Origin of the sequence: Nocardioides sp. (assembly GCF_016462705.1) — a bacterium.
Taxonomy (GTDB): domain Bacteria; phylum Actinomycetota; class Actinomycetes; order Propionibacteriales; family Nocardioidaceae; genus Nocardioides.
On the sequence record NZ_JAEMSS010000070.1, the window covers coordinates 1,078 to 21,188 of the forward strand.

A 20,111-nucleotide genomic window follows, 5' to 3' on the forward strand; every position below is an offset into this window, starting at 1 on the left:
GGCCATCGCCGCGGTGCTCGCGGTCCTGCTGCTCGGCGCCACGCCGGTCTCGCTCCCGCACGCCGAGCTCGGCAACCTGACGCCGTTCGCGCCGCACGGCTGGCTGGCCGTCGGGCCGGCCGCCGCGATGCTCGTCTGGGCCTTCGCCGGCTGGGAGGTGGTGACGTCGCTGAGCGGGGAGTACCGCGACCCGGCCCGCGACATCGGCCGGGCCACCGGGATCGCGATCGCCGTGATCGGCGTGCTCTACCTCGGGGTCGCGTTCGCGACGGTGGCCGTGCTCGGCGACCACCCGGGCAAGGCGCCGCTGTCCGACCTGCTGGTGCTCGGCTTCGGTGACTGGGCCCGCCCGGTGACCACGGTCGTCGCCGTGCTGCTGTCGGTCGGTGCCATCAACGCCTACTTCGCCGGTGGCGCCCGCCTCGGTGCGGCGCTGGCCCGCGACGCCTCGCTGCCGGCCTGGCTGGCGCTCGGCTCGACGGCGGGCGAGGTGCCGCGCCGCTCGCTGTCGGTCGTCGCGCTCGGCGGCCTGGCCTCGCTGGCGGTGATCACCGTCGGCGGCCTCTCCCTCAACGCCCCGCTGCTCATGACCACCGGCGCGTTCACGCTGGTCTACGCGGTCGGGACCGCCTCCGCCGTGCGGCTGCTGCCGCGCGGCACGTGGGTGCGCCGGGGAGCGGCGGTCGGCTTCGTCGCGACGCTCGGGTTGCTGGCTCTCACCGGCGCCAACCTGCTGGTCCCGGCGCTCATCGGGGTCGGAGCGGTGGCGTGGACGGCGTGGCATCGAGGACCGCGGCCAGTCGCGCCAACCCCGGCCTGATCGACTCGGTGGCCGCGGCGCCGTAGCCCAGCACGATCCCGCGCGGCGTCCCGGAGCCGGAGTACTGCGAGAGCGCCTCGACGACCAGCCCCTGCTCGGCGGCCCGGCCCACGACCTCGGTGTCGTCGACGGACTGGTCGCGGAGCAGGGTGGTGATGTGCAGCCCGGCCTGGCACGGCACCAGCTCGAGGTGCCTGCCGAGCGGCCCGTGGATCGCCTCGAGCACCAGGCTGCGTCGCTGCAGGTAGGCGGCCCGGGCCTTGCGCAGGTGCCGGGCGAACAGCCCGTCGTCCAGGAACCGCGCCAGCGCCGCCTGGTGGGGGACGTCGACGAACCCCACGGACAGCTGCAGCGCCGCCCGCAGGGCGTCCTGGAGCGGCTCCGGCGCCACCAGGTAGCCGACCCGCAGCCCGGGCACGAGCGACTTGGAGAACGTGCCCAGGTAGAGCACCCGCCCCGCGTCGTCCATCGAGTGCAGCGTCTCGAGCGGCCGCTCGGTGTAGCGGAACTCGCTGTCGTAGTCGTCCTCGACCACCGCACACCGGTGCCGGCCTGCGAAGTCCAGCAGGGCGCGCCGGCGGTCCAGCGACAGCGGCGGGCCGGTCGGGAACTGGTGGGACGGCGTGGTGAACACCAGCCGGGCCGCGGTCGGCAGCTCGTCGACGACCAGCCCCGCACCGTCGACCCGCACCGGTACGACGCGGGCGCCGGCCGACTCGAACACGGCGCGCGCCAGCGGGTAGCCGGGCTCCTCGACCGCGACCACGTCTCCCGGGGCGACCAGCACCCGGCTCACCAGGTCGAGGGCCTGCTGGGTGCCGTAGGTGACCAGGACCTCGTCCGGCGTGGCCGTGACCCCCCGCGAGAGGGCGAGCTGGCGCGCGATCGCCGCGCGCAGCGGCGGGTGCCCGGCCGGGTCGGCGTAGACGCCGAGGTCGTGGGCGCCCACCCGCAGCTCCGCGGTCACCAGCCGTCGCCAGGTGTCGAACGGGAACAGCCGCGGGTCGGGGATGCCGACCCGGAAGTCGTAGGTCGGCGCCGGGGCCGACCCGCTGGTCGGCTGCGGTCTCCGGTCCCACCCCGGCCGGGGCGCCAGGTCGGTCCCACGGCGCGGCGCCCGGACCGGCCGGGCGGCGTCGGCCACGAAGGTCCCGGCACCGACCCGGGCGGTCAGGAAGCCCTCGGCCGCCAGCCGGTCGTAGGCCGTGGCCACGGTCGTCCGCGAGACGCCCAGGTCCACGGCCAGGGCCCGGGTCGGCGGCAGCCGCTCCCCCGGCTCGAGCCGGCCGCTGCGCATCGCGTCTCGCAGCGCCCGGTAGACGGCGGCGGCCCGGTCGCCGCGCGCGCTCAGGTCGACGACCAGGTCACCGAGCTCCCGCACGCCCGCAGCCTCGCATGCGGGACCGACGGTCCGGCAGCGCTAGCGTGGCCGGGTGCTCATCTCCGACTCGCACCGCTTCCTGTTCGTGCACGTGCAGAAGACCGGCGGGTCGACGATCGACAACAACCTGAGCGCCTCGCTCGGCGACGTGCGCCGGATCAAGGAGGCGCACCGGCACGCGCCGCTGGAGCGGCTGCTCCAGCTCGAGCCGGGGCTCGCCGACTACTGGACCGCCGGCTTCGTGCGCAACCCGTGGGCCCGGATGCTGTCGTGGTGGCGGATGGTCGAGCGGTTCCGCGACGGCGCCGAGCGCGGGGTGGAGCGCTACCTCGACCACCTCAGCCGCAACCGGTTCGTCGCGGGCATCATCGAGAAGCACCCGGACTTCGAGTCGTTCGTGCTGCACGCCACCGCGGAGCACCCCCGGCTGCGCAAGCCGCAGGTCGAGTTCATGAACGCCGCGGCTCAGGGCCGCAGCGCCGACTTCGTCGGCCGCCAGGAGAGCCTCGAGGACGACCTCCGCGTCATCTACGACCACCTGGGGCTGGAGTGGGTCGAGCTGCAGAGCGTCAACATCGACCCGGGCCGGCCGGACTACCACGACGTCTACACCCCCGTGACCCGTGACCGGGTGGCCGACCTGTTCGCCGCCGACCTGGAGGCGTACGGCTACGAGTTCTAGTGGTCACCAACGGAGGGACACACGGCGTACCTCCGTTGGTGACCAGTAGCCTGCGGGTACCTCCGCCGCATGTCCACTGACGCCATCGTGCTGCTCAAGAACGACCACAAGGAGATCCGCCGCCTGTTCCGCGAGTTCGAGCAGGCCGGGGACGACGCCACCAAGACCAAGGGGCGCCTGGTCGACCGGATCATCGAGCTCCTCACCGTGCACACCTACATCGAGAACGAGGTCATGTACCCGCGGGTGCGCGAGCTCCTCCCGGACCTCGAGGACGACGTGCTGGAGTCCTACGAGGAGCACCATGTCGCCGACGTCCTCGTCATGGAGCTCTACGGGATGAAGCCCGACGCGGAGCGCTTCGACGCCAAGACCACCGTCCTCATCGAGAACGTGCGTCACCACATCGAGGAGGAAGAGGAGGACTGGTTCCCCAAGGTGCGCGAGGGACTGGGCCGCAAGACGCTCCAGGAGATCGGCGCCGAGATGGAGAAGGCGCGCAGGAAGGCGCCCAAGAAGCCCTCCCAGCCGAGCGCCCTCAAGAAGACCGTCGACGCCGTCCTCGGCTGAGCCGCCCGGGCCGGGGCCTCGGGTGTGGCCTCAGCCGACCGCGACCGCCTGGGTAAGCCGCATCAGCGAGTACTCGGTGACCCGGATCAGGGCCTCCTTGCACGAGGCGCGCTCGCGGGCGTCGATGTTGACCATCGGCACGTCGGCCGGGATGGCCAGCGCGGCCCGCACCTCCTCCAGCTCGTAGCGCTGCGCGTTGTCGAACTGGTTGACCGCCACGATGAACGGCAGTCCCTTGGACTCGAAGTAGTCCAGCGGCGAGAACGCCTCGTCGAGCCGAGCGGTGTCGACCAGCACGATCGCGCCGATGGCACCGAGGCACAGGTCGTCCCACATGAACCAGAAGCGACGCTGCCCCGGCGTACCGAAGAGGTAGAGGACCAGGTCCTCGGCGAGCGTGATCCGGCCGAAGTCCATGGCCACGGTGGTGGTCGCCTTGGTGGGTACGGCGTCGAGGTCGTCCACGCCCTCGGACTCGTTCGTGACGAGGGCCTCGGTGCGCAGGGGCTGGATCTCCGAGACCGATCCGACCAGGGTCGTCTTGCCGACGCCGAAGCCGCCGGCGATGACGATCTTGGTCGACGCCGCGGAGCGCTGGGCGGTCGTTGCGCCACTAGAGCGAGCGGAGTCCACGAAGGGTCCTTTCGATGAGGTCGCGACGCTCGTCGAACGACGAGTCGTCGGTGATGGTCGCCTGGATGCGGAGGTGTCCCTGCTCGACGAGGTCCCCCACCAGGACCCGGACGACTCCGATCGGCATCGAGAGGTTGGCCGAGACCTCGGCCAGGGAGGTCGTGTCGCACACGTCGAGGATCCGCCGGTGCACCCCTCCGGGGAGCGGTGTGCCGTCGACCAGCGAGAGCCGCCGGATCGTCGCCTCGAGCGGGATCTCGACGTCGGTGTGCGCGCGCCCCGACGTGAGCGTGAAGTGACGCACCACCCGCGGGGCGGGGGCGTCCTCTCCAGGCTCGGGCCAGGACGACTGGGGCAGCGGGCTCATGTCAGCCGGGCATGCCGTTCACGGTGACGCGGGCCTGGGCCTGGATCACCCTGCCGACCCGGTCCACCAGCAACGCCATCTCGTAGCCGACCTGACCGATGTCGGCGGAGTCCTCGGTGAGCACCGCGAGGTGCGACCCGTCGCCCACGCTCATCAGGAGCAGGTAGCCGCGCTGCATCTCGACCACCGTCTGCAGCACCGCCCCGCCGTCGAACAGCCGGGCCGCGCCCACCGCCAGCGAGGCCAGCCCGGACGACACCGCGGCGACCTGCTCGGCCCGCTCGTAGGGGATGCTGCTGCTCGCGGCCATCAGCAGGCCGTCGGCCGACACCAGGATGGCGTGCGCGGCGGAGGGGACCTCGTTGACGAACTTGGAGACGACCCAGTCCAGGTTGCGCTCGTCGCCCGGCGTCGCGGAGAGGGATTCGGTCATGTCGGGTCAGCTTCCTGCGAGTGGTCCGAGTGGTCAGATTCGACAGCCATGGCTTCGGCCTGCGCCCCGCCCGCGAGGCGGCGCCCTCGGTTGACGCCGGCGGCGTGTGCCGCCAGGCGGGCCCGGATGGCCTCCGGGTCGCGCACCAGGGCCGCCGGAGCCGGGGTGACCCCGCCGGGCACGATCCGAGCGCCCGGCCGGCGGACCGGCAGGCCCGACTCGCTGACCTGGAGCGGCGTCGCCTCGGCGACCCGGTCGGCGGCCTGCCAGCCCGAGTCGACCTCGTTGCCGGTCCACGGCCGGTCGGCGCCATCGGCGTTGAACCAGTTCGACTTCAGGGAGGCGAAGATCGAGCCGTCCTCCGACAGCGGTTCGGGCATCGGGGACCCGGCGTCGAGCACGCTGAACGACGTCGTCGCCGTCGGGATGGGTCTCACCACCGCCACCATCGGCGTGCCCGCGGGCGCGGTGACCTCCGGTTCGACCGGCTCGTTCTCGGGCTGGGCCTCGGGCTCGGGCTCGGGCTCGGGCTCGGGCTCGGGCACGGTGGCCTCCGGTTCCGCGGGGGGCTCCGGTGTGGGCGCCGGTGCCGGTGTGGCCGACAGCGGCGTGATCGCCGAGGGCACCTCCGCGGCACCGGGGCGTCGCTGGGGCAGCCTGATGACCGCGTTGATCGCCGCCTCGATCGCCTCGGTGCTGCCGGGGGCGGCTCTACCGGGGGTCGGTGCCGGGCTGTCGAGCGGTGGCGCGGCCGGGGTGCCGGGGTTGCCGAGGTTGGCGGCCTCGCGCGCCTCCCGCATCGCCTGGAGCCGGGCGGCCAGGCCACCGGCCGGGGCCGGCGGGTCCGAGGCACGCTGGCGCATGGGGAGCGGTGGCGGCGCTGTGGTGGATCCGGTCGCGGCCGGCGCGGGCGCGGCAACCGGCGCGGGAACCGGAGCCGGTGTGGACGCCTCGACGGGCATCGTCACGGGCTCGGCGACGGGCTCGGCGACGGGCTCGGCGACGGGCATCGTCGCGGGCTCGGCGACGGGCATCTTCACGGGCTCGGCGACGGGCTGGGCGACCGGCTCGGCGACGGGCTGTGTGACCGGCTCGGCGACCGGCTCGGCGACCGGCTCGGCGGCCGCGGCGACCAGCGTGGGCGGGCCGGCCGGCTCGCGCACCGGCAGGACGACCGGGTCCGCAGCCACGCCGGGCTGCGCGGACTGCGGCGACTCCCCGGGGAGCCGCAGGATCGAGCTGGGCAGCAGCACGGACGCGGTCACGCCGCCGCGGCCGTTGCGCTCGAGCTCCACCGCGATGCCGTGCCGCTTCGCGATCCGGCTGACCACCAGCAGCCCCATCCGGCGCGCGGTCTCGGCGTTGACCTCGCCGCCGGACTGCAGGTCCCGGTTGAGGGCCGCCAGGGCGTCGTCCTTCATGCCCAGGCCGGCATCGCTCACCGTGACCAGCACGCCCTGGGGCGCGGCGGCGGTCGCGACCTGGACCGTCGAGCTGGGCGGCGAGTAGGCCAGCGCGTTGTCGATGAGCTCGGTGACCAGGTGCACGGTGTCGGATGCCGCGACGCCGACGACGCGTTGGGGCGCCTCGCTGTCGATCTGGACCCGCTGGTACTCCTGCACGCCCGCGAGGGCCGCCTGCAGCACGTCGCTGACGCCGAGCCCGTGCGGGTCGGTGGACCCGGCGGGCGCGTCCGCGAGGACGTTGAGGGAGTCCGCGGTCCGCCGCATCCGCGAGGCCAGGTGGTCGAGCCGGAAGAGGCTCTCCAGCCGCTTCGGGTCGTCCTCGTCCTTCTCCAGCTTCTCGATCAGGCCCAGCTGCTGGTTGATGAGTGACGTGCTGCGCCGCGACAGGGTCACGAACATCTCGCCGACCTGCTCGCGGAGCTTGGCCTCGCCCGCCGCCAGGTCGACCGCCTCCTGGTGCAGGCTGTCGACGGCCCGGGCGAGCTGTCCCATCTCCTCGTGCGTGGTGACGTCGATGGGGACGATGTGGCCCGGGTCGCCACCGGAGCGGATGATCCGCACCGCCTGCGGCAGCTTCGAGTGGGCCACCTCCAGCGCGCCGTCGCGCACCCGGCGGATCGGGTCGAGGAGCAGCCGCGAGACCAGCAGCGCCAGGAAGATCGCGGCCAGCAGCGCGGCCAGGGTGACGATCGAGTTGACCAGCGCGTCGCTCTGGGAGGCGTCGGCGCCCGCCGCCAGGCTCTCGTCGATCTCGTCGAGGATCTCGCCCGAGAGCCGGTCGTACGCCGCGTAGGCCGTGGCGTCGCCGAGGTCGGTACCGCCGTCGCGGACGATGCCGAACCGGGCGGCGTTCTGGGCCCGCAGCTCGGCGACGTCGGGGTCGGTGGTGCCGAGCACCGCGCTGATGCGGTCGAGCGCGGAGGCCTCGACGCCGACCTCCGCCGCGAGCTCGACGTCCTGGACGCCCTCGCCCTTGTTGTAGGCGACGGCGAACTGCTGGAGGGCGAGCGAGAGCCGTCCACTGAGCAGGTTGTCGAGGAGCTGGAGCCGCTGCTCGGGCTCGATCTGCTCCTCGACGATGGTGGAGATCAGGGCGCTGACGCCACGCTGGAGCTGGCGCAGCTGCGAGACGGACTGGCCGACGCTGACGTAACCGTTGGTGCTGCGGAGCTGGGCGCTCAGCGCGTAGACGGAGTCGGCCTGCTCGCGCTGGGCGGCGGTCAGGTCGGCGGACTCCAGGGAGTCGGCGAACTTGGCGCCCTCCTCGACCACGACCGCCACCGCGGCGTCGCGGGCCGGGTCGTCGGCCGACGTCTTCTCGCGGGCCACCACGACCGCGGTCTCCGCCGCCGCGAGGTAGGCGACCGCTGGGCGCAGGACCGTGACCTGCTTGGCGGACGCCGAGTAGCTGTCCGCCTCGGCGAGGTCGTTGCGCACGCGAAGGCCCCCGAACACCGCCGCCAGGGTGATCGGGATGAGCACCGCCAGAGCGACCTTGCGGCGCAGCGACCACTCGCCCGGCGACAGGCGGGACAGCAGGCGGGGCCTGCCCATGTCGAGGCTCTCGGACATCGTTCCACCCAAAGGCTTGTGTCGGCGATGTCACCGCCTGGGGCGGCGACGGTGGTGCTGGTCTGTGCCTTGCTTTCTGACCGCGTCGGTGCGTGCTGGACAAAAAGTAAGTGTTCTGTGGATGTCGTGTGGCCGTAATAGCCGTATTCCATCCGACCGGCCCCCCGTCGCGACCCCGTACACGCTAGTCCCACCAGCCTCAGGCGTACAGGTCTAACCTCGACCCATGGCACCGCCGACGACCCCGGCGACACCCCCGGCTGCACCGCCGGCGCGCGGTCCCGTCGAGACGCCGCTGCTGCGCCGGATCCGGGAGTCGGTGATCGGTGACGACCACGTGATGACCGGTCCGTTCGGTCCGCGCCGGGTCACGTACGCCGACTACACGGCGTCCGGTCGCGCCGTCGGGTTCCTCGAGGACTTCATCCGCGGTGAGGTGCTCCCCCGCTACGCCAACACCCACACGGAGTCCAGCGGCACCGGGCTGCAGACGACGCGGCTGCGCGAGGACGCCCGGCGTCTGGTCCACGCGGCGGTCGGCGCGGACGAGGACTGCGCCGTCATCTTCGCCGGCTCCGGGAGCACCGGCGCGATCGCCAAGCTGATCGGGATCCTCGGCCTGCGGATCCCCTCGGTCCTCGAGGACACCTACGGCCTGTCGACGCACATCCCGCCCGACCGGCGGCCCGTCGTGTTCATCGGCCCGTTCGAGCACCACTCCAACGAGCTCCCCTGGCGCGAGTCGATCGCCGACGTGGTCGTGTGCCCGGAGGACCCCGACGGGCACATCGACCAGGACTACCTCGCGGCGCGGCTCGCCGAGCATGCCGACCGGCCGCTCCGGATCGGTTCGTTCTCCGCCGCCTCCAACGTCACCGGCATCCTCAGCGACGTCACGGGCCTCTCCCGGCTCCTGCACGAGCACGGGGCGCTCGCGTTCTGGGACTTCGCCGCGGCGGCGCCGTACGTCGACCTCTCCATGGCCGGGATCGACGCGATGTTCCTGAGCCCGCACAAGCTCATCGGCGGGCCGTCCACCGCCGGTGTCCTCGTCGTGCGCCGCGGGCTGCTGACCAACCGGGTGCCCGACGTGCCCGGGGGCGGCACGGTCGCCTACGTGAACGACGTGGAGCACCGCTATCTCGACGACCCGGTGCAGCGCGAGGAAGGAGGCACCCCGGCGATCGTCGACTCGATCCGCGCCGGCCTGGTGTTCCAGCTCAAGGACGCGGTCGGCATCGAGGTGATCCGCGAGCACGAGGAGCACCACCTGCGTCGCGCGGTCGCCGCCTGGCAGGCCGAGCCCGCCATCGAGATCCTCGGGAACCTCGAGGCCGAGCGGCTCTCGATCGTGTCGTTCGTGGTGCGGACCCCGACCGGCCGCTACCTGCACCACAACTTCGTTGTGACCCTGCTCAACGACCTGTTCGGCATCCAGGCCCGCGGCGGCTGCTCGTGCGCGGGCCCCTACGGTCACCGGCTGCTCGGCATCGACCTCGACCGGTCCCACGAGTTCGAGGCGGAGATCACCGGCGGCTGCGAGGGGATCAAGCCCGGCTGGGTGCGGGTCAACTTCAACTACTTCGTCAGCGACGCCACGTGCTCCTACATCATCGACGCGGTCCGCCTGGTCGCCCGGCACGGCTGGCGGCTGCTGGGGGAGTACCGCTTCGACGTCGCGACCGGGCTGTGGCACCACCGCGACGGCCTGGTCGAGCCGCCCCTGCGGCTCACCGACGTCACCTACGACGACACCGGCCGGATGGTCTATCCCCAGCACGCCGACACCGCCCCCGAGTCCGCGCTGTCGGAGTACCTCAAGGTCGGCGAGGAGATCATGCTCGCCACCGAGCCCGCCTCGGACGAGCCGCCCGCGGGGGTCTCGAGGAGCTTCGAGCACCTGCGCTGGTTCGACCTGCCCGGCCGCTGCGTCGGGCCGGACTGACGCTTCGGCCTGACGATTCGGACTGACGGTTCACCCGGCGTTCACCAACCTTCGGGCGACGTCGCCGTTGACCAGGTATGTGCAGCGACCACCTCCCGCACCAGCACCACCCGCCGGCGAGCCCCGTCGAGGGCTCGGAGGAGGGTCTGGACCAGCGGATCGACGCCGCGCTGTCGCGGCGGGGCCTGCTGGGCAGCAGCGGCGGCCTGCTCCTGGCCGCGTCGACCGGCGGCCTGCTCGCGACGGCGGACTCCGCCGCGGCCGCGGCCCCGCGGACCGGGGCGTCGCGGCACTCCTCCCTCTCCCGGGGCACCACGCTGGTCCATGCCGACCTGCACAACCACACGATCCTGTCCGACGGTGACGGTGACCCCGCCGACGCGTTCGCGTCGATGCGCGCCGCCGGCCTCGACGTCGCGGCACTGACCGACCACGCGACCCTCTCGGACAACCTGCTCGGCGACGTCCTGACCGGTCTCCTCCCGGCGGAGTACACGCAGCTCGCCGGGCTCACCCGGCAGGGCTGGGCGCGCACGGGCCGGCTCGCCGACGCCGCCGACCGACCCGGGCGGTTCACCGCCATCCGCGGCTTCGAGTGGTCCGAGCCGCTCCTCGGCCACGTCAACGTCTGGTTCAGCGAGCACTACGTGGACGTCCTGCAGGCCGGCACGATGCGGCCCTTCTACGAGTGGCTGCGGCGGGACCCCGACGTCACCGGGACCGGTCTGGTTGACGGCGGGGCGGACGGCCTGGCCGGCTTCAACCACCCGGGCCGGGAGCCGGGACGCTTCGAGGAGTTCGCCTTCGACCCGCGGCTGGTCGGTCGCTTCGTGAGCATGGAGATCTTCAACCGCGGGGACGACTACCTCTTCGAGGGGTACGCCGACGGCCGGCCGTCGCCGCTGTGCGCCTGCCTCAACGCGGGCTGGCGGACCGGCCTGACCGGCGTCACCGACGAGCACGGCACGGCCTGGGGCTTCCCCGAGGGCAAGGGGCGCACGGGGCTGTGGGTGCGTGAGCACTCGCGGGCCGGCGTCCGCGAGGCCCTGCTGGCCCGGCGGTTCTTCGCCACCCGCACCTCCGGCCTTCGGCTCGACGCCACCCTCGAGATGCAGGGCCGGACCCGCCGGATGGGCAGCACGGTGTCGGTGGCCGACGGGGTCGCGAGGTTCCGCGTCGACCTGGACCGGGGACCCTCCTGGCGGGGCCGTCGGCTGCACGTCCAGGTCCTCCGCCCCGGTCCGGAGGTGCCCGAGGTCGTCGAGGTCGTGCCGTTCCGGGTCGGCAGGCCCGTCACGTTCCGCACCCGGCTGAGCGCCACCGACGGCGACTGGGTCGTGCTGCGGATCGCCGACCCGGCCCAGCCCAACGCGACGCCGGGACCGCAGGGTCACCCCGGCAACGAGCTCGGGGTCGCCTACACCTCGCCCTGGTGGCTGACACCATCGTCGGCATGACCCTCACCGAACGTCGCCTCGTCTCCTGCGTGCGTCCCGACCGCACGCTCGAGCTGTCCATCACCGAGCGCGACCTGCGTCCGCCGGGCCCGGGCGAGGTGGTGGTCCGGGTGGAGGCGACGCCCGTCAACCCGTCGGACATCTGGCTGCTGCTGGCGGGCGCGGACCCGGCCACCGCCCGGAGACCGGACGGATCGGGACCCACGCTGCTCGACCTGCCTCCCGACCGGCACGGCGCGCTGGACGGCCGTCTCGACGAGCCGCTGCCGGTCGGCAACGAGGGCGCGGGCACGGTCGTCGCCGCCGGCCCCGGCGCCGAGCACCTGCTCGGCCGGGTGGTCTCGGCCGTCGCCGGCGGCATGTGGGCCACGCACCGCCTGGTGCACAGCGGTCAGCTCATGGTCCTGGACCCGGGCACGGACCCGCGCGACGCGGCCTCCTCGTTCGTCAACCCGCTGACCGCCCTCGGCATCGCGGAGACCGCGGTCCGCGACGGCCACGTCGCGCTGGTCCACACCGCGGCCGCCTCCAACCTCGGACGGATGCTGCTGGAGGTCTGCCGGGCCGACGGGCTCGCACTGGTCAACGTCGTCCGGCGCGACGAGCAGGCCGAGCTGCTGCGCGGGCTCGGCGCCGACCACGTGTGCGTCAGCTCCGCGCCCGACTTCGACGAGCAGCTCGACGCCGCGATCACGGCCACCGGTGCCCGGGTGGTGTTCGACGCCGTCGGCGGCGGTCGGCTGGTCGGGCGGGTGCTCAAGGCCATGGAGCGGGTGCTGAGCCGTGACCTCGAGCGCTACAGCCCCTACGGCTCGTCGGTCCGCAAGCAGGCGCACGTCTACGGACGTCTCGACCCCTCGCCACTCGAGGTCGACCTGGGCATCGGGTTCGGGTGGGACATCAGCGGATGGCTGCTCACCCCGTTCCTCGCCGACCTCGCTCCCGGCGACCTCGCCCGGCTCCGGGACCGGGTCGCCGCAGAGCTGACCACCACGTTCGCCAGCAGCTACGGCGCGGAGATCACCCTCGACGACGTGCTGGACCCGGCCGTCATCGCCGGGTTCGCCGGCCGCGGGACCGGCCGGAAGTACCTCGTCCGGCCGGCGTAGCCGGCCCCAGCCGGGCCGGCCCGGGTCGGAGCAGTCAGAGCACCCGCTCGCCGTACATCTCGCCCAGCGGGTCCGCGATCAGCTCGATGCGCGCCCCGTCCGGGTCCTGGAAGTAGACCGAGACCCCGCTGTGCACGACGTGCTCGACGCCGGCGGCCTCGAGCTTGGCGACCAGCCGGTCCCAGTGCGCCGGGTCGACCGAGATCGCGCAGTGGTGCAGCCCGCCGAGCACCTCGGCGTACGGCCCCAGGTCGAGACCCGGGAAGTCGAAGAAGGCCAGCAGGTTGCCGTTGCCGATGTCGAAGAAGAAGTGGGACGACCCCGGGTAGTCACGGTTCTCGATCAGCTCGGTCAGGGGGAACTCGAGCAGGTCCTGGTAGAACCGCACCGTCCGCTCGACGTCGCTGCTGATCAACGCGGTGTGGTGCAGCCCGCGCGCCGAGGACGCCGGCCGCTCGGCGGCGTCCCTCAGGTGTGCGGCGCGGATCCGGGCCCGGGCCGCCTCGATCGCGGTGAGGTCTCGCTCGGCGCTCATCACCGGGACGCTACCGCTGCCGGGTCACGGCGACGAGGCCCGGGCGCCGCGAACTTCACCCTCTGGGGTGGGTTGCCGAGGTCCGGGAGGGGAAGAAGGACCTGGGGCACGAGCGTGCCCTGCGTCGGGAAGACCCCTCCGAGGCGGCCGTACCTGAACGGAGTGTCGAACCACGTGAGCGAGCCCACCGCGGCGATCGACATGAGCGCACTCCTCGGCGACGACACCCGCGAGCTGCGGCCCGCGGCCGTCATCGCCGGCCGCTACCGCATCGAGGGCCTGCTCGGCACGGGCGGCATGGCCCACGTCGTGCGGGCCACCGACCTCCTCCTCGACCGCGAGGTCGCGGTCAAGCTGCTCCGGGAGACGCCGGACGCCGAGAGCGACCTCGACCGGTTCCTCGCCGAGGCGCGCACCCTCGCCCGGCTCTCGCACCCCCGCCTCGTCACCATGCTCGACGGCGGGACGACCGACGCCGGTCGGCCCTACCTGGTCCTCGAGCTCGTGGACGGACCGGCCCTGTCCGCGTCGCTGGACGCGCCGCTCCCTCCGGGCCGGGTCGCCGAGATCGGCGCCCAGGTCGCGGCGGCCCTCGCCTACGCGCACTCCGAGGGCGTGGTCCACCGCGACGTGAAGCCGGGCAACGTGCTGTTGCGCGGCGACGGCCGCGTCAAGCTGGCCGACTTCGGCATCGCGAAGCTGCTCGGCGAGCAATCGCTGCACACCAAGACCGGGACGGTGCTCGGCTCGGTGCACTACCTGGCCCCGGAGCAGGTCGCGTTCGAGGAGGTCACCCCGGCCGTCGACGTCTACGCCCTCGGGCTGCTGATGCTGCGCTGCCTGACCGGCCACCACGCCTTCGACGGCCCCACCATCGAGTCGGCGCTGGCCCGGCTGTCCGCCGACCCGGAGGTGCCGGCCGAGCTCCCCGACGACTGGCGTGAGCTGCTGACCGCGATGACCGCCCGGGCGCCCGGCGACCGCCCGTCGGCGGCCGCGGTCGCGGACCGGCTGGCGTCGCTGAGCGGAACCCGGACCACCGCTCGCACCGTCCCTGCAGCCCCGGCAGCCTCGGCAGCCCCGGCAGCACCGGCCATCCCGGCGGCACCAGCCATCCCGGCGGCACCGGCCATCCCGGCGGCATCGGCCATCCCGCCCGCACCGGTGGCAGCGACCGCACCGGCCGCCCCGGCGCGGCGGCGTCGGCTCTCGCTCCTGCCCGTCGCGGCGGCGCTCGTCGTCCTGGTCCTGGTCCTCGCCACCGCCTGGACCGACGAGGGCGCCACCGGGGAAGCCTCCGCGGCCGAGGCCGGATCCGGAGCCGGGACCCCGGCGCAGCGCGACCTGCCGGACCAGCCCGTCACCGACGCCGGGCCCGTCACCGACACCGCCGTCCCCGTCGCGAACCTCGAGCCGGCACCCGAGCCCGACTCGAAGGCCAAGCCCGCCAAGCGCACCAAGGGCGGGGACAACGGCGGGGACAAGGCCCAGGGCAAGGGTCCCGGGAAGGCCAAGGGCCACGACAAGGGTCACGACGGCAAGGGCAAACCGGGGAAGGGCAAGCCTGGCAAGGGCAAGCCCGGCAAGGGCAAGCCCGGCAAGTAGCCCGCTTGCGCTAGGCGGCCGGAGCGACCGCGGCGGCGAGCAGGTCGAAGTACTCCTCGATCCCCCAGCCGATGGACAGCGGCGACGGGTTGGCGGACGCGGCCAGGGGCGTCGAGTCCTCGAGCACGGCGATCGAGCCGCGCTCGATGGCGGGGATCTGGGAAAGCACCGGGTCGGAGGTGATCGTGTCGACGAGCTCGCCCTCGGCGTCGCCGTAGGTCACGAAGATGTCCACGTCGTCGAACGCGTCGAGGTCCTCGGCGCTGCGGGTGACGTAGAACTCCTCGGTCTCGGCGGAGGCCGTCGTGACGACCTCGGGCATCGTCATGCCCATGTCGGCCAGGAACCCGGGCCGGGTGTCATGGGTGGTGTAGAAGCCGACCTGGCTCAGGTCCGTCGGGTCGATGTAGCTGAACATGATGCTCTTGCCGTCCAGCTCGGGGTGCGAGGCGTAGGCCTCCTGCACCTGTGCGTCGAGGTCGGCGACCAGCGCCTCGCCCTCGTCGGCCATGCCCATCGCCGTGCTGCTCAACGTGATCATGTCCTGGACCGTCGTGGCCCAGGCGATGTCCGGGTACGCGACGACCGGGGCGATCTTGCTGAGCGTCTCGTACTCGGTCTCGGTCAGGCCGGAGTACGTCGCCAGGATGAGGTCCGGCTGGGTCGCCGCGACCGCCTCGAAGGCGATGCCGTCGGTCTCGTCGAACAGTGCTGGGGTGTCGGCGCCGAGCTCCTCGAGCTTCTCCTCGACCCACGGGAGGACCCCGTCGCCGTCGTCGTCGCCCCAGCTCGCCTCGCTCATGCCCACGGGGACGACGCCGAGCGCGAGGGGCACCTCGTGGTTCGCCCAGGCGACGGTGGCGATCCGCTCGGGCTTGGACTCGATGGTCGTGCTGCCGAAGGCGTGCTCGACGGTGACGGGGAAGACGTCCGCGGCCTCGGCCCCGGCCGAGGACTCGCCGTCCGAGGCGGTGGGCTCCTCGGTGTCGTCGCCGCAGGCGGCGAGAGCGACCGAGAGGGACAGCGCGGTGAGCAGGGAGAGCAGGGTGCGGCGCATGGTCAGGCTCCTTAGGTGAAAGTAAGGTAAGGCTAACCTGCACACCGACGCCGCCCGGAGGGGGGGTCCGGACGGCGTCGGTGGTGGGCGACTGCTCAGCGGGTGGTCACCGCAGCGTGACCTTCTTCGTCGCGGAGGAGGACGGCTTGACCTGGTCGGAGCCGAGGTACTTCACGGCCAGCTTGTGCGTGCCCCTCCTCATCTTCGGCAGCATGATCGTGAGCTTCCCGCGCTGACCGGCCACGAGCCTGGCCTTGGCGACGACCTTGCCCTTGTCGGTGACGACGACGTCACCCGTCGGCACCTGGTCCGATGACACGGTGACCACGGCCTTGCCGCGCTTGCCCGTCTTGAGCGCGTACTTCGCGGTGGTGGTCGACGGCACCTTCGCGACCGGCCCGGCGGGCGGGGTGGTGCCCGCCTTGGCGGCGAACAGCCCGACGTACGGGATCACGTAGGACTTGGTTCCACCGTGACCGCCGACCGCGAAGGCGATCTGGAAGTGGTCACCGGACTGCGCGACCGGGCAGGGTGCGTCACCGGCGACCCGGTCGTCGCACTCCGGCTGCTGGGTGCCCGACCCCAGCATCTCCCGCGTGGCGCGGACCGGGAACTGGAACTCCAGGACCTCGCCCCGCTTGAGGATGAACGGCTTGTCTCCGGCCAGGGTGAGCACGGCGCCGCCGTTGGTCCCGCTCCAGTAGTCCAGCCCCCCGGTCGTGAGCTGCGGGGCCTCGCCTGCGGGCGCGATGTCCCAGCGCACCTCCTCGTCGATGTACTCCAGTCCTGCCGGGGCGATCAGCTCGGGGACCACGGCCACCTTGTCGGCGCACGGCGTCCCGATGTAGCCGATGTAGCCGCGGATCATGAACGGCTCCCCGACCTTGGGCACCTGCCCGGTGGGTGACCACCAGCCGGTGTTGGCGCTCACGCCGGTGCCGTACGTCTCGGTCACACAGTTCCAGAGCAGGTCCGAGTCGGACTTGCCGTCGTTCCAGCCGCTGGCGGCCGCGGTGGCGGGTGCGAGCGGTGCGAGCAGGGCCAGCAGGAGCGCGATCAGCGCGAGCGGGGCCAGCATCAGCTTCTTCATGGCATGCCTTTCGATGGTGTGCGGGGCACGGTGCGGTGTGGTGGACCGGGTGGCGGTCATGACGTGGCCACCCCCAGTCCTTCGATGCGGACCGGTCGGTCCTTGGTGGCCACGACGATCCGGAGGGATCCCGTGAACGGCTCGGGGAACGGGGCGAGGGCCACGAGCTGGCGGCGGGAGGTGCCGGACGCACCCAGCCGGACGGTGCCGAGCAGCCGCGACCCGGCGAAGACCTTGACCTTGCCGTGCTTGCGGCCCTTGCCGACGACCAGCGCGACCTGGCGGGCACCCGAGACCGACCGGGTCAGGGTGGCCCCCTTGCGCTTCGCCTCGAGGAACGCGCCGCCGTAGGCGGCGGCGCTGCGCTTGGGCTTCCAGCCCCTGGCCCTGCCCAGGTCTCCGGCGACCAGCGGCACGGTCCAGGTGCTGGTGGCCGGTGTCGGGTCGGCGTTGCCCGCACCGTCCCGGGCCGCCGCGGTGACGACGTGGGTCTGCCGGGACAGTCCGGTCAGCGTGAACCCGGCGGGTCCGCAGGGCGTTGCGACGCCGTCGAGGGTGCAGGCGAAGGTCGCACCCGGCTCGGTGGACCCGAGGCCGACCGTCGCGGAGTCGGCCAGCACGAACCCGGTCGGACCCGTCGCCGTCGTGTCCGGGGCCGCGCCGTCCACGGTCCACGTGTGCTTCGCCGGCGGGTCCTCCACGTTGCCGGCGGCGTCGGTCGACCGGACCTCGAACCGGTAGGCCCCGTCCCCGAGGTCGCGGTAGGACACCGGCGAGACACAGGTCGCCCACGTCCCGGGAGAGCCGGGGCCGATGAGCCGGCACTCCTGCGTCACGGTCCCGGCGGCCGGGAAGGTGAACCTGGCCGAGCGACCCTCGACTGCCGGGGTCACCGGCGTGGTCGGAGCCGTCGTGTCCACGCGCCACTCGTACGTCGCGGGGAAGTGCTCGACGAAGGTGCCGGCCTGGGAGTAGACCCGGAACACGTGGGCCCCGTCGGACAGGTCGGAGTACCTGGCACTACCTGCCGGCCCGGTCCCACAGGCCTGGTAGGCCTGGTAGTCGAGGGAGCAGAAGAACTGCGCGCCGTAGACGCTGTCGAAGCTGAAGTCGGCCACTGCGGACCGCGCCGAGGTGAACGGGATGAGGAGCGTGTCCACCCCCACGACGTCGACCGCACGCGCGGGACCCACGTTGCCGGAGGCGTCGATTCCCCTGACCTCGATCTTCTGTCCCCCGACGGGGACGGTCAGGTCCACGGGCGAGGCACACGGAGCGAACGTGGAGTGACCCACGATGCGGCACTCCGTGGTGCCGGCCTCGTCCACGGCGAAGCTGAGGCGGAACCGACGGTCCGAGGTGGCGAGCTGTTGGGCCGATGCCGAGGTCACCTTGGGTGCGACGCTGTCGACGAACTTGGCGACCGGGCGCCGCTCGTCGCTGGTGAACGCACCGGAGTGCACGCCGCACTCGGTCCACGATCCGGAGACCCGGGTCGTGTCGCAGCCCGTCCAGCCGGCGAACGACCAGTTGCCGGCGGGGTTGTCGGGGCGCTGCGCACGCAGCCACACCCACGCCTCGAACGGCTCGTCGTTGCGGATCCGCGGACAGAAGTTGGTGACCCGCTGGTCCTGGTTGGACCACCAGTCGCAGGTCAGGTTGCCCTTGTCCTCGATCGAGCCCTCGACCACGACGACGCGGCCGGAGCCCTGGACACCGATGGTGACCCCGACCTGGCCGGCCTCGGCAGGCGAGGCGAGCGCGGCCTGGAGGGAGGCGGCCGCGACCGCCGTGGTGGCGAGGGCGGCGAGCCGTCGACGGCGACGGAGGTGGGTGGGCACTGGAGCTCCTCGTGGCGTGGAGGTACGCGGGTAGGCGGTCAGGACGGGGTTGATCTCGACGTTCATGCGGTCGCCGCCGGGAGGTCGGGGAGCGCCAGCCAGGCGTCCCAGGAGAGATCGCGGCCGACGTACCGCGGTGCCGTCAGCGGCCAGGACTGCGCGACCCAGCGCGGGACGAGCTCGTCCAGGGCCCGCTCCACGTCCGACCCGACGAGGCGGTCCACGACCCACCACGAGATCTCGGCGTCGGCGCCGACCTTCTCCGGAGGGTCGAGGTAGACGCAGCCGAGCAGCTCGGTCTCGTCGAGGTCGAAGAGCGCGTAGTTGAACGACTCGTGCGCCTCGATCTCCGCCTCGTGCCGGGCCAGGTCCTCCAGGTCCATCTCCCGGGTCATGTGGGCCGGGGGCCAGCCCCAGGCGACTCCGTAGACCGACCAGAGCCGCTCCCGTGACCCCATGACCGCGGGGAGGTCCAGGTCGACGTCGGTCGCGCGGATCGGCCGCAGGTGGTGGTCCGCGTCGACGGGGACGTACGTCGGGTGCTGCCACTCGGTGGGCAGCCACGTGGCCGGGCCGGCCGGAGGAGTCGTCTGGGTGGTCATGCGACCAGCGTCGGAGAGGGGCCTTGCGGTGCCCTTGCCGACGCCTTGTGGCGACCTTGCCCGGTCTTGCGACCGCCGGAGGAAAGGTCAGCCGGTCCGCAGCGCGAGGTCGACCATCGCGGTGACCGACAGTCCCCGGCCCTCGCTCACCGCCGCCTCGAAGTCCTCGCCCAGCACGGTCCGGGTCGAGTCGAGCGACGCCTCGAGCATCGCCTCGTCCGGCTTGTAGTAGCCGTAGACGTTGGACCCGACGGTCTCCCGCAGCCGCCGGGCGGCCCCGTGCAGCAGGGCGACCCGCCGGGGCTCGCTGTCGAGCGCCTCGACCACGCCGAGGGTGTCGAGGAAGTAGGCAAGGTTGGCCAGGTCGCCGGTGCGCACGCTGAGCCGGATGCCCTCCTCGAGCTGCTCGCGCGCGGCGGCGGCGTCGTTGCCGGCCAGGGCGACCTGGGCGCTGGTGAAGAGAGTGATGTAGATGGCGAGGGGGTCCTCGCGCTCCCGGGCGGCCGCGAGCGCTCGCTCGAGCAGGGGCTCGGCCTCACCGGTCGCGCCCCGCAGCAGGCGGATCGTGGCGAGCCAGACGTGGGCGAGCGTCCACAGCCAGCCGCCGCCCCTGTCGACCTCCTCGCAGAGCGGGATGGTGTCCTCGAGCGCCTGCTCCGCCGCCGGCAGGTCCTCCTCGGCGAGGGCGACCAGGCCGACGCCGGCGAGGTTGTGCGCCAGACCGACCAGGTCGCCGGCCTCCCGGGCCACGTCGGTCCCCTCGTACCAGGCCCGCGCGCCGACGAGGTCGCCCTGGGCGTACGCCATCGCCGCGGTGACCGCGAGGGCTCGCGACCGGACCTCGGCGGACACGTCCTGGGCGAGGACCGCCTGCATGAGGCGGCGGCCCTCGAGGAGGTTGCCGCGGATCCACCAGAACAGCCAGAGCGCCCAGCCCAGCCGGCAG

18 protein-coding genes are annotated in these 20,111 nt (G+C 73.1%); 7 read left to right on the forward strand and 11 right to left on the reverse strand.

The genetic code is table 11. From position 1 onward, the window contains the following. The coding region (locus JHD21_RS10770) for an APC family permease (protein WP_292674654.1) at positions 1–820 on the forward strand (820 nt) is incomplete at its 5' end. Here the strand turns inward: JHD21_RS10770 and JHD21_RS10775 are convergent. After that, a complete protein-coding gene (locus JHD21_RS10775) occupies positions 747–2,201 on the reverse strand; it encodes a PLP-dependent aminotransferase family protein (RefSeq protein ID WP_292674657.1) in 1,455 nt (484 codons plus the stop codon). The two genes, JHD21_RS10770 and JHD21_RS10775, sit on opposite strands and share 74 nt — an antisense overlap. Before the next feature lie 52 nt (positions 2,202–2,253). On the opposite strand from JHD21_RS10775, the gene JHD21_RS10780 reads away from it, so the two are divergent. Both JHD21_RS10780 and JHD21_RS10785 read left to right on the forward strand, forming a co-directional pair. Further along, positions 2,254–2,883, forward strand: a complete 630-nt coding sequence (locus JHD21_RS10780; protein WP_292674660.1) for a sulfotransferase family 2 domain-containing protein — start codon at positions 2,254–2,256, stop codon at positions 2,881–2,883. Between the two features lie 69 nt (positions 2,884–2,952). Beyond that, positions 2,953–3,453 carry a hemerythrin domain-containing protein gene (locus JHD21_RS10785; protein WP_292674663.1) on the forward strand — a complete coding sequence of 167 codons (501 nt, stop codon included), beginning with the start codon at positions 2,953–2,955 and terminating at the stop codon, positions 3,451–3,453. A 30-nt stretch (positions 3,454–3,483) separates the two neighbouring features. Here the strand turns inward: JHD21_RS10785 and JHD21_RS10790 are convergent, their stop codons facing one another. From JHD21_RS10790 to JHD21_RS10805, 4 genes are read right to left on the reverse strand one after another with little or no spacing between them, the layout of a single operon-like run. Further along, on the reverse strand, positions 3,484–4,086 hold the full coding sequence (locus JHD21_RS10790; RefSeq protein ID WP_292674666.1) for an ATP/GTP-binding protein: 603 nt from the start codon (positions 4,084–4,086) through the stop codon (positions 3,484–3,486). Next, the gene (locus JHD21_RS10795) at positions 4,067–4,453 is read right to left on the reverse strand and encodes a DUF742 domain-containing protein (protein WP_292674669.1); all 387 of its coding nucleotides are present in this window, start codon (positions 4,451–4,453) and stop codon (positions 4,067–4,069) included. The genes JHD21_RS10790 and JHD21_RS10795 overlap by 20 nt, the downstream gene beginning before the upstream one ends. A gap of 1 nt (position 4,454) precedes the next feature. Further along, positions 4,455–4,886, reverse strand: coding sequence for a roadblock/LC7 domain-containing protein (locus tag JHD21_RS10800; RefSeq protein WP_292674672.1), 432 nt, complete (start codon positions 4,884–4,886; stop codon positions 4,455–4,457). Continuing rightward, a complete protein-coding gene (locus tag JHD21_RS10805) occupies positions 4,883–7,924 on the reverse strand; it encodes an ATP-binding protein (RefSeq protein ID WP_292674675.1) in 3,042 nt (1,013 codons plus the stop codon). Before JHD21_RS10805 ends, JHD21_RS10800 begins: the two co-directional genes overlap by 4 nt. Before the next feature lie 226 nt (positions 7,925–8,150). Between JHD21_RS10805 and JHD21_RS10810 the strand changes: the two genes are divergently transcribed. The 3 genes from JHD21_RS10810 to JHD21_RS10820 all read left to right on the forward strand — a co-directional run bounded on the left by JHD21_RS10810 (position 8,151) and on the right by JHD21_RS10820 (position 12,435). Further along, a complete protein-coding gene (locus JHD21_RS10810; protein WP_292674678.1) occupies positions 8,151–9,869 on the forward strand; it encodes an aminotransferase class V-fold PLP-dependent enzyme in 1,719 nt (572 codons plus the stop codon). 77 nt (positions 9,870–9,946) lie between these two features. Continuing rightward, on the forward strand, positions 9,947–11,326 hold the full coding sequence (locus JHD21_RS10815) for a CehA/McbA family metallohydrolase (RefSeq protein ID WP_292674681.1): 1,380 nt from the start codon (positions 9,947–9,949) through the stop codon (positions 11,324–11,326). Next, the gene (locus JHD21_RS10820) at positions 11,323–12,435 is read left to right on the forward strand and encodes a zinc-binding dehydrogenase (RefSeq protein WP_292674684.1); all 1,113 of its coding nucleotides are present in this window, start codon (positions 11,323–11,325) and stop codon (positions 12,433–12,435) included. Before JHD21_RS10815 ends, JHD21_RS10820 begins: the two co-directional genes overlap by 4 nt. Before the next feature lie 34 nt (positions 12,436–12,469). On the opposite strand, the gene JHD21_RS10825 is transcribed toward JHD21_RS10820, so the two are convergent. Beyond that, a complete protein-coding gene (locus JHD21_RS10825; protein ID WP_292674688.1) occupies positions 12,470–12,970 on the reverse strand; it encodes a VOC family protein in 501 nt (166 codons plus the stop codon). A 174-nt stretch (positions 12,971–13,144) separates the two neighbouring features. Here JHD21_RS10825 and JHD21_RS10830 point away from each other — a divergent pair, with 174 nt between their 5' ends. Beyond that, positions 13,145–14,575: a serine/threonine-protein kinase gene (locus JHD21_RS10830; protein WP_292674691.1), complete on the forward strand. Its 1,431-nt coding sequence runs from the start codon at positions 13,145–13,147 to the stop codon at positions 14,573–14,575. A gap of 10 nt (positions 14,576–14,585) precedes the next feature. Here JHD21_RS10830 and JHD21_RS10835 read toward each other — a convergent pair whose 3' ends face one another. The 5 genes from JHD21_RS10835 to JHD21_RS10855 form a co-directional block, all read right to left on the reverse strand. Continuing rightward, complete coding sequence (locus tag JHD21_RS10835) at positions 14,586–15,632, reverse strand: iron-siderophore ABC transporter substrate-binding protein (protein WP_292674694.1); 1,047 nt, start codon at positions 15,630–15,632, stop codon at positions 14,586–14,588. A 106-nt stretch (positions 15,633–15,738) separates the two neighbouring features. Continuing rightward, positions 15,739–16,722, reverse strand: coding sequence for an Ig-like domain-containing protein (locus JHD21_RS10840; RefSeq protein ID WP_292674698.1), 984 nt, complete (start codon positions 16,720–16,722; stop codon positions 15,739–15,741). A 56-nt stretch (positions 16,723–16,778) separates the two neighbouring features. Further along, positions 16,779–18,563 carry a hypothetical protein gene (locus JHD21_RS10845; protein WP_292674700.1) on the reverse strand — a complete coding sequence of 595 codons (1,785 nt, stop codon included), beginning with the start codon at positions 18,561–18,563 and terminating at the stop codon, positions 16,779–16,781. A 62-nt stretch (positions 18,564–18,625) separates the two neighbouring features. Continuing rightward, positions 18,626–19,165, reverse strand: a complete 540-nt coding sequence (locus JHD21_RS10850; RefSeq protein ID WP_292674703.1) for a GNAT family N-acetyltransferase — start codon at positions 19,163–19,165, stop codon at positions 18,626–18,628. Positions 19,166–19,252: 87 nt separating this feature from the next. Continuing rightward, on the reverse strand, positions 19,253–20,111 hold an 859-nt coding region (locus JHD21_RS10855; RefSeq protein ID WP_292674706.1), incomplete at its 5' end, for a hypothetical protein.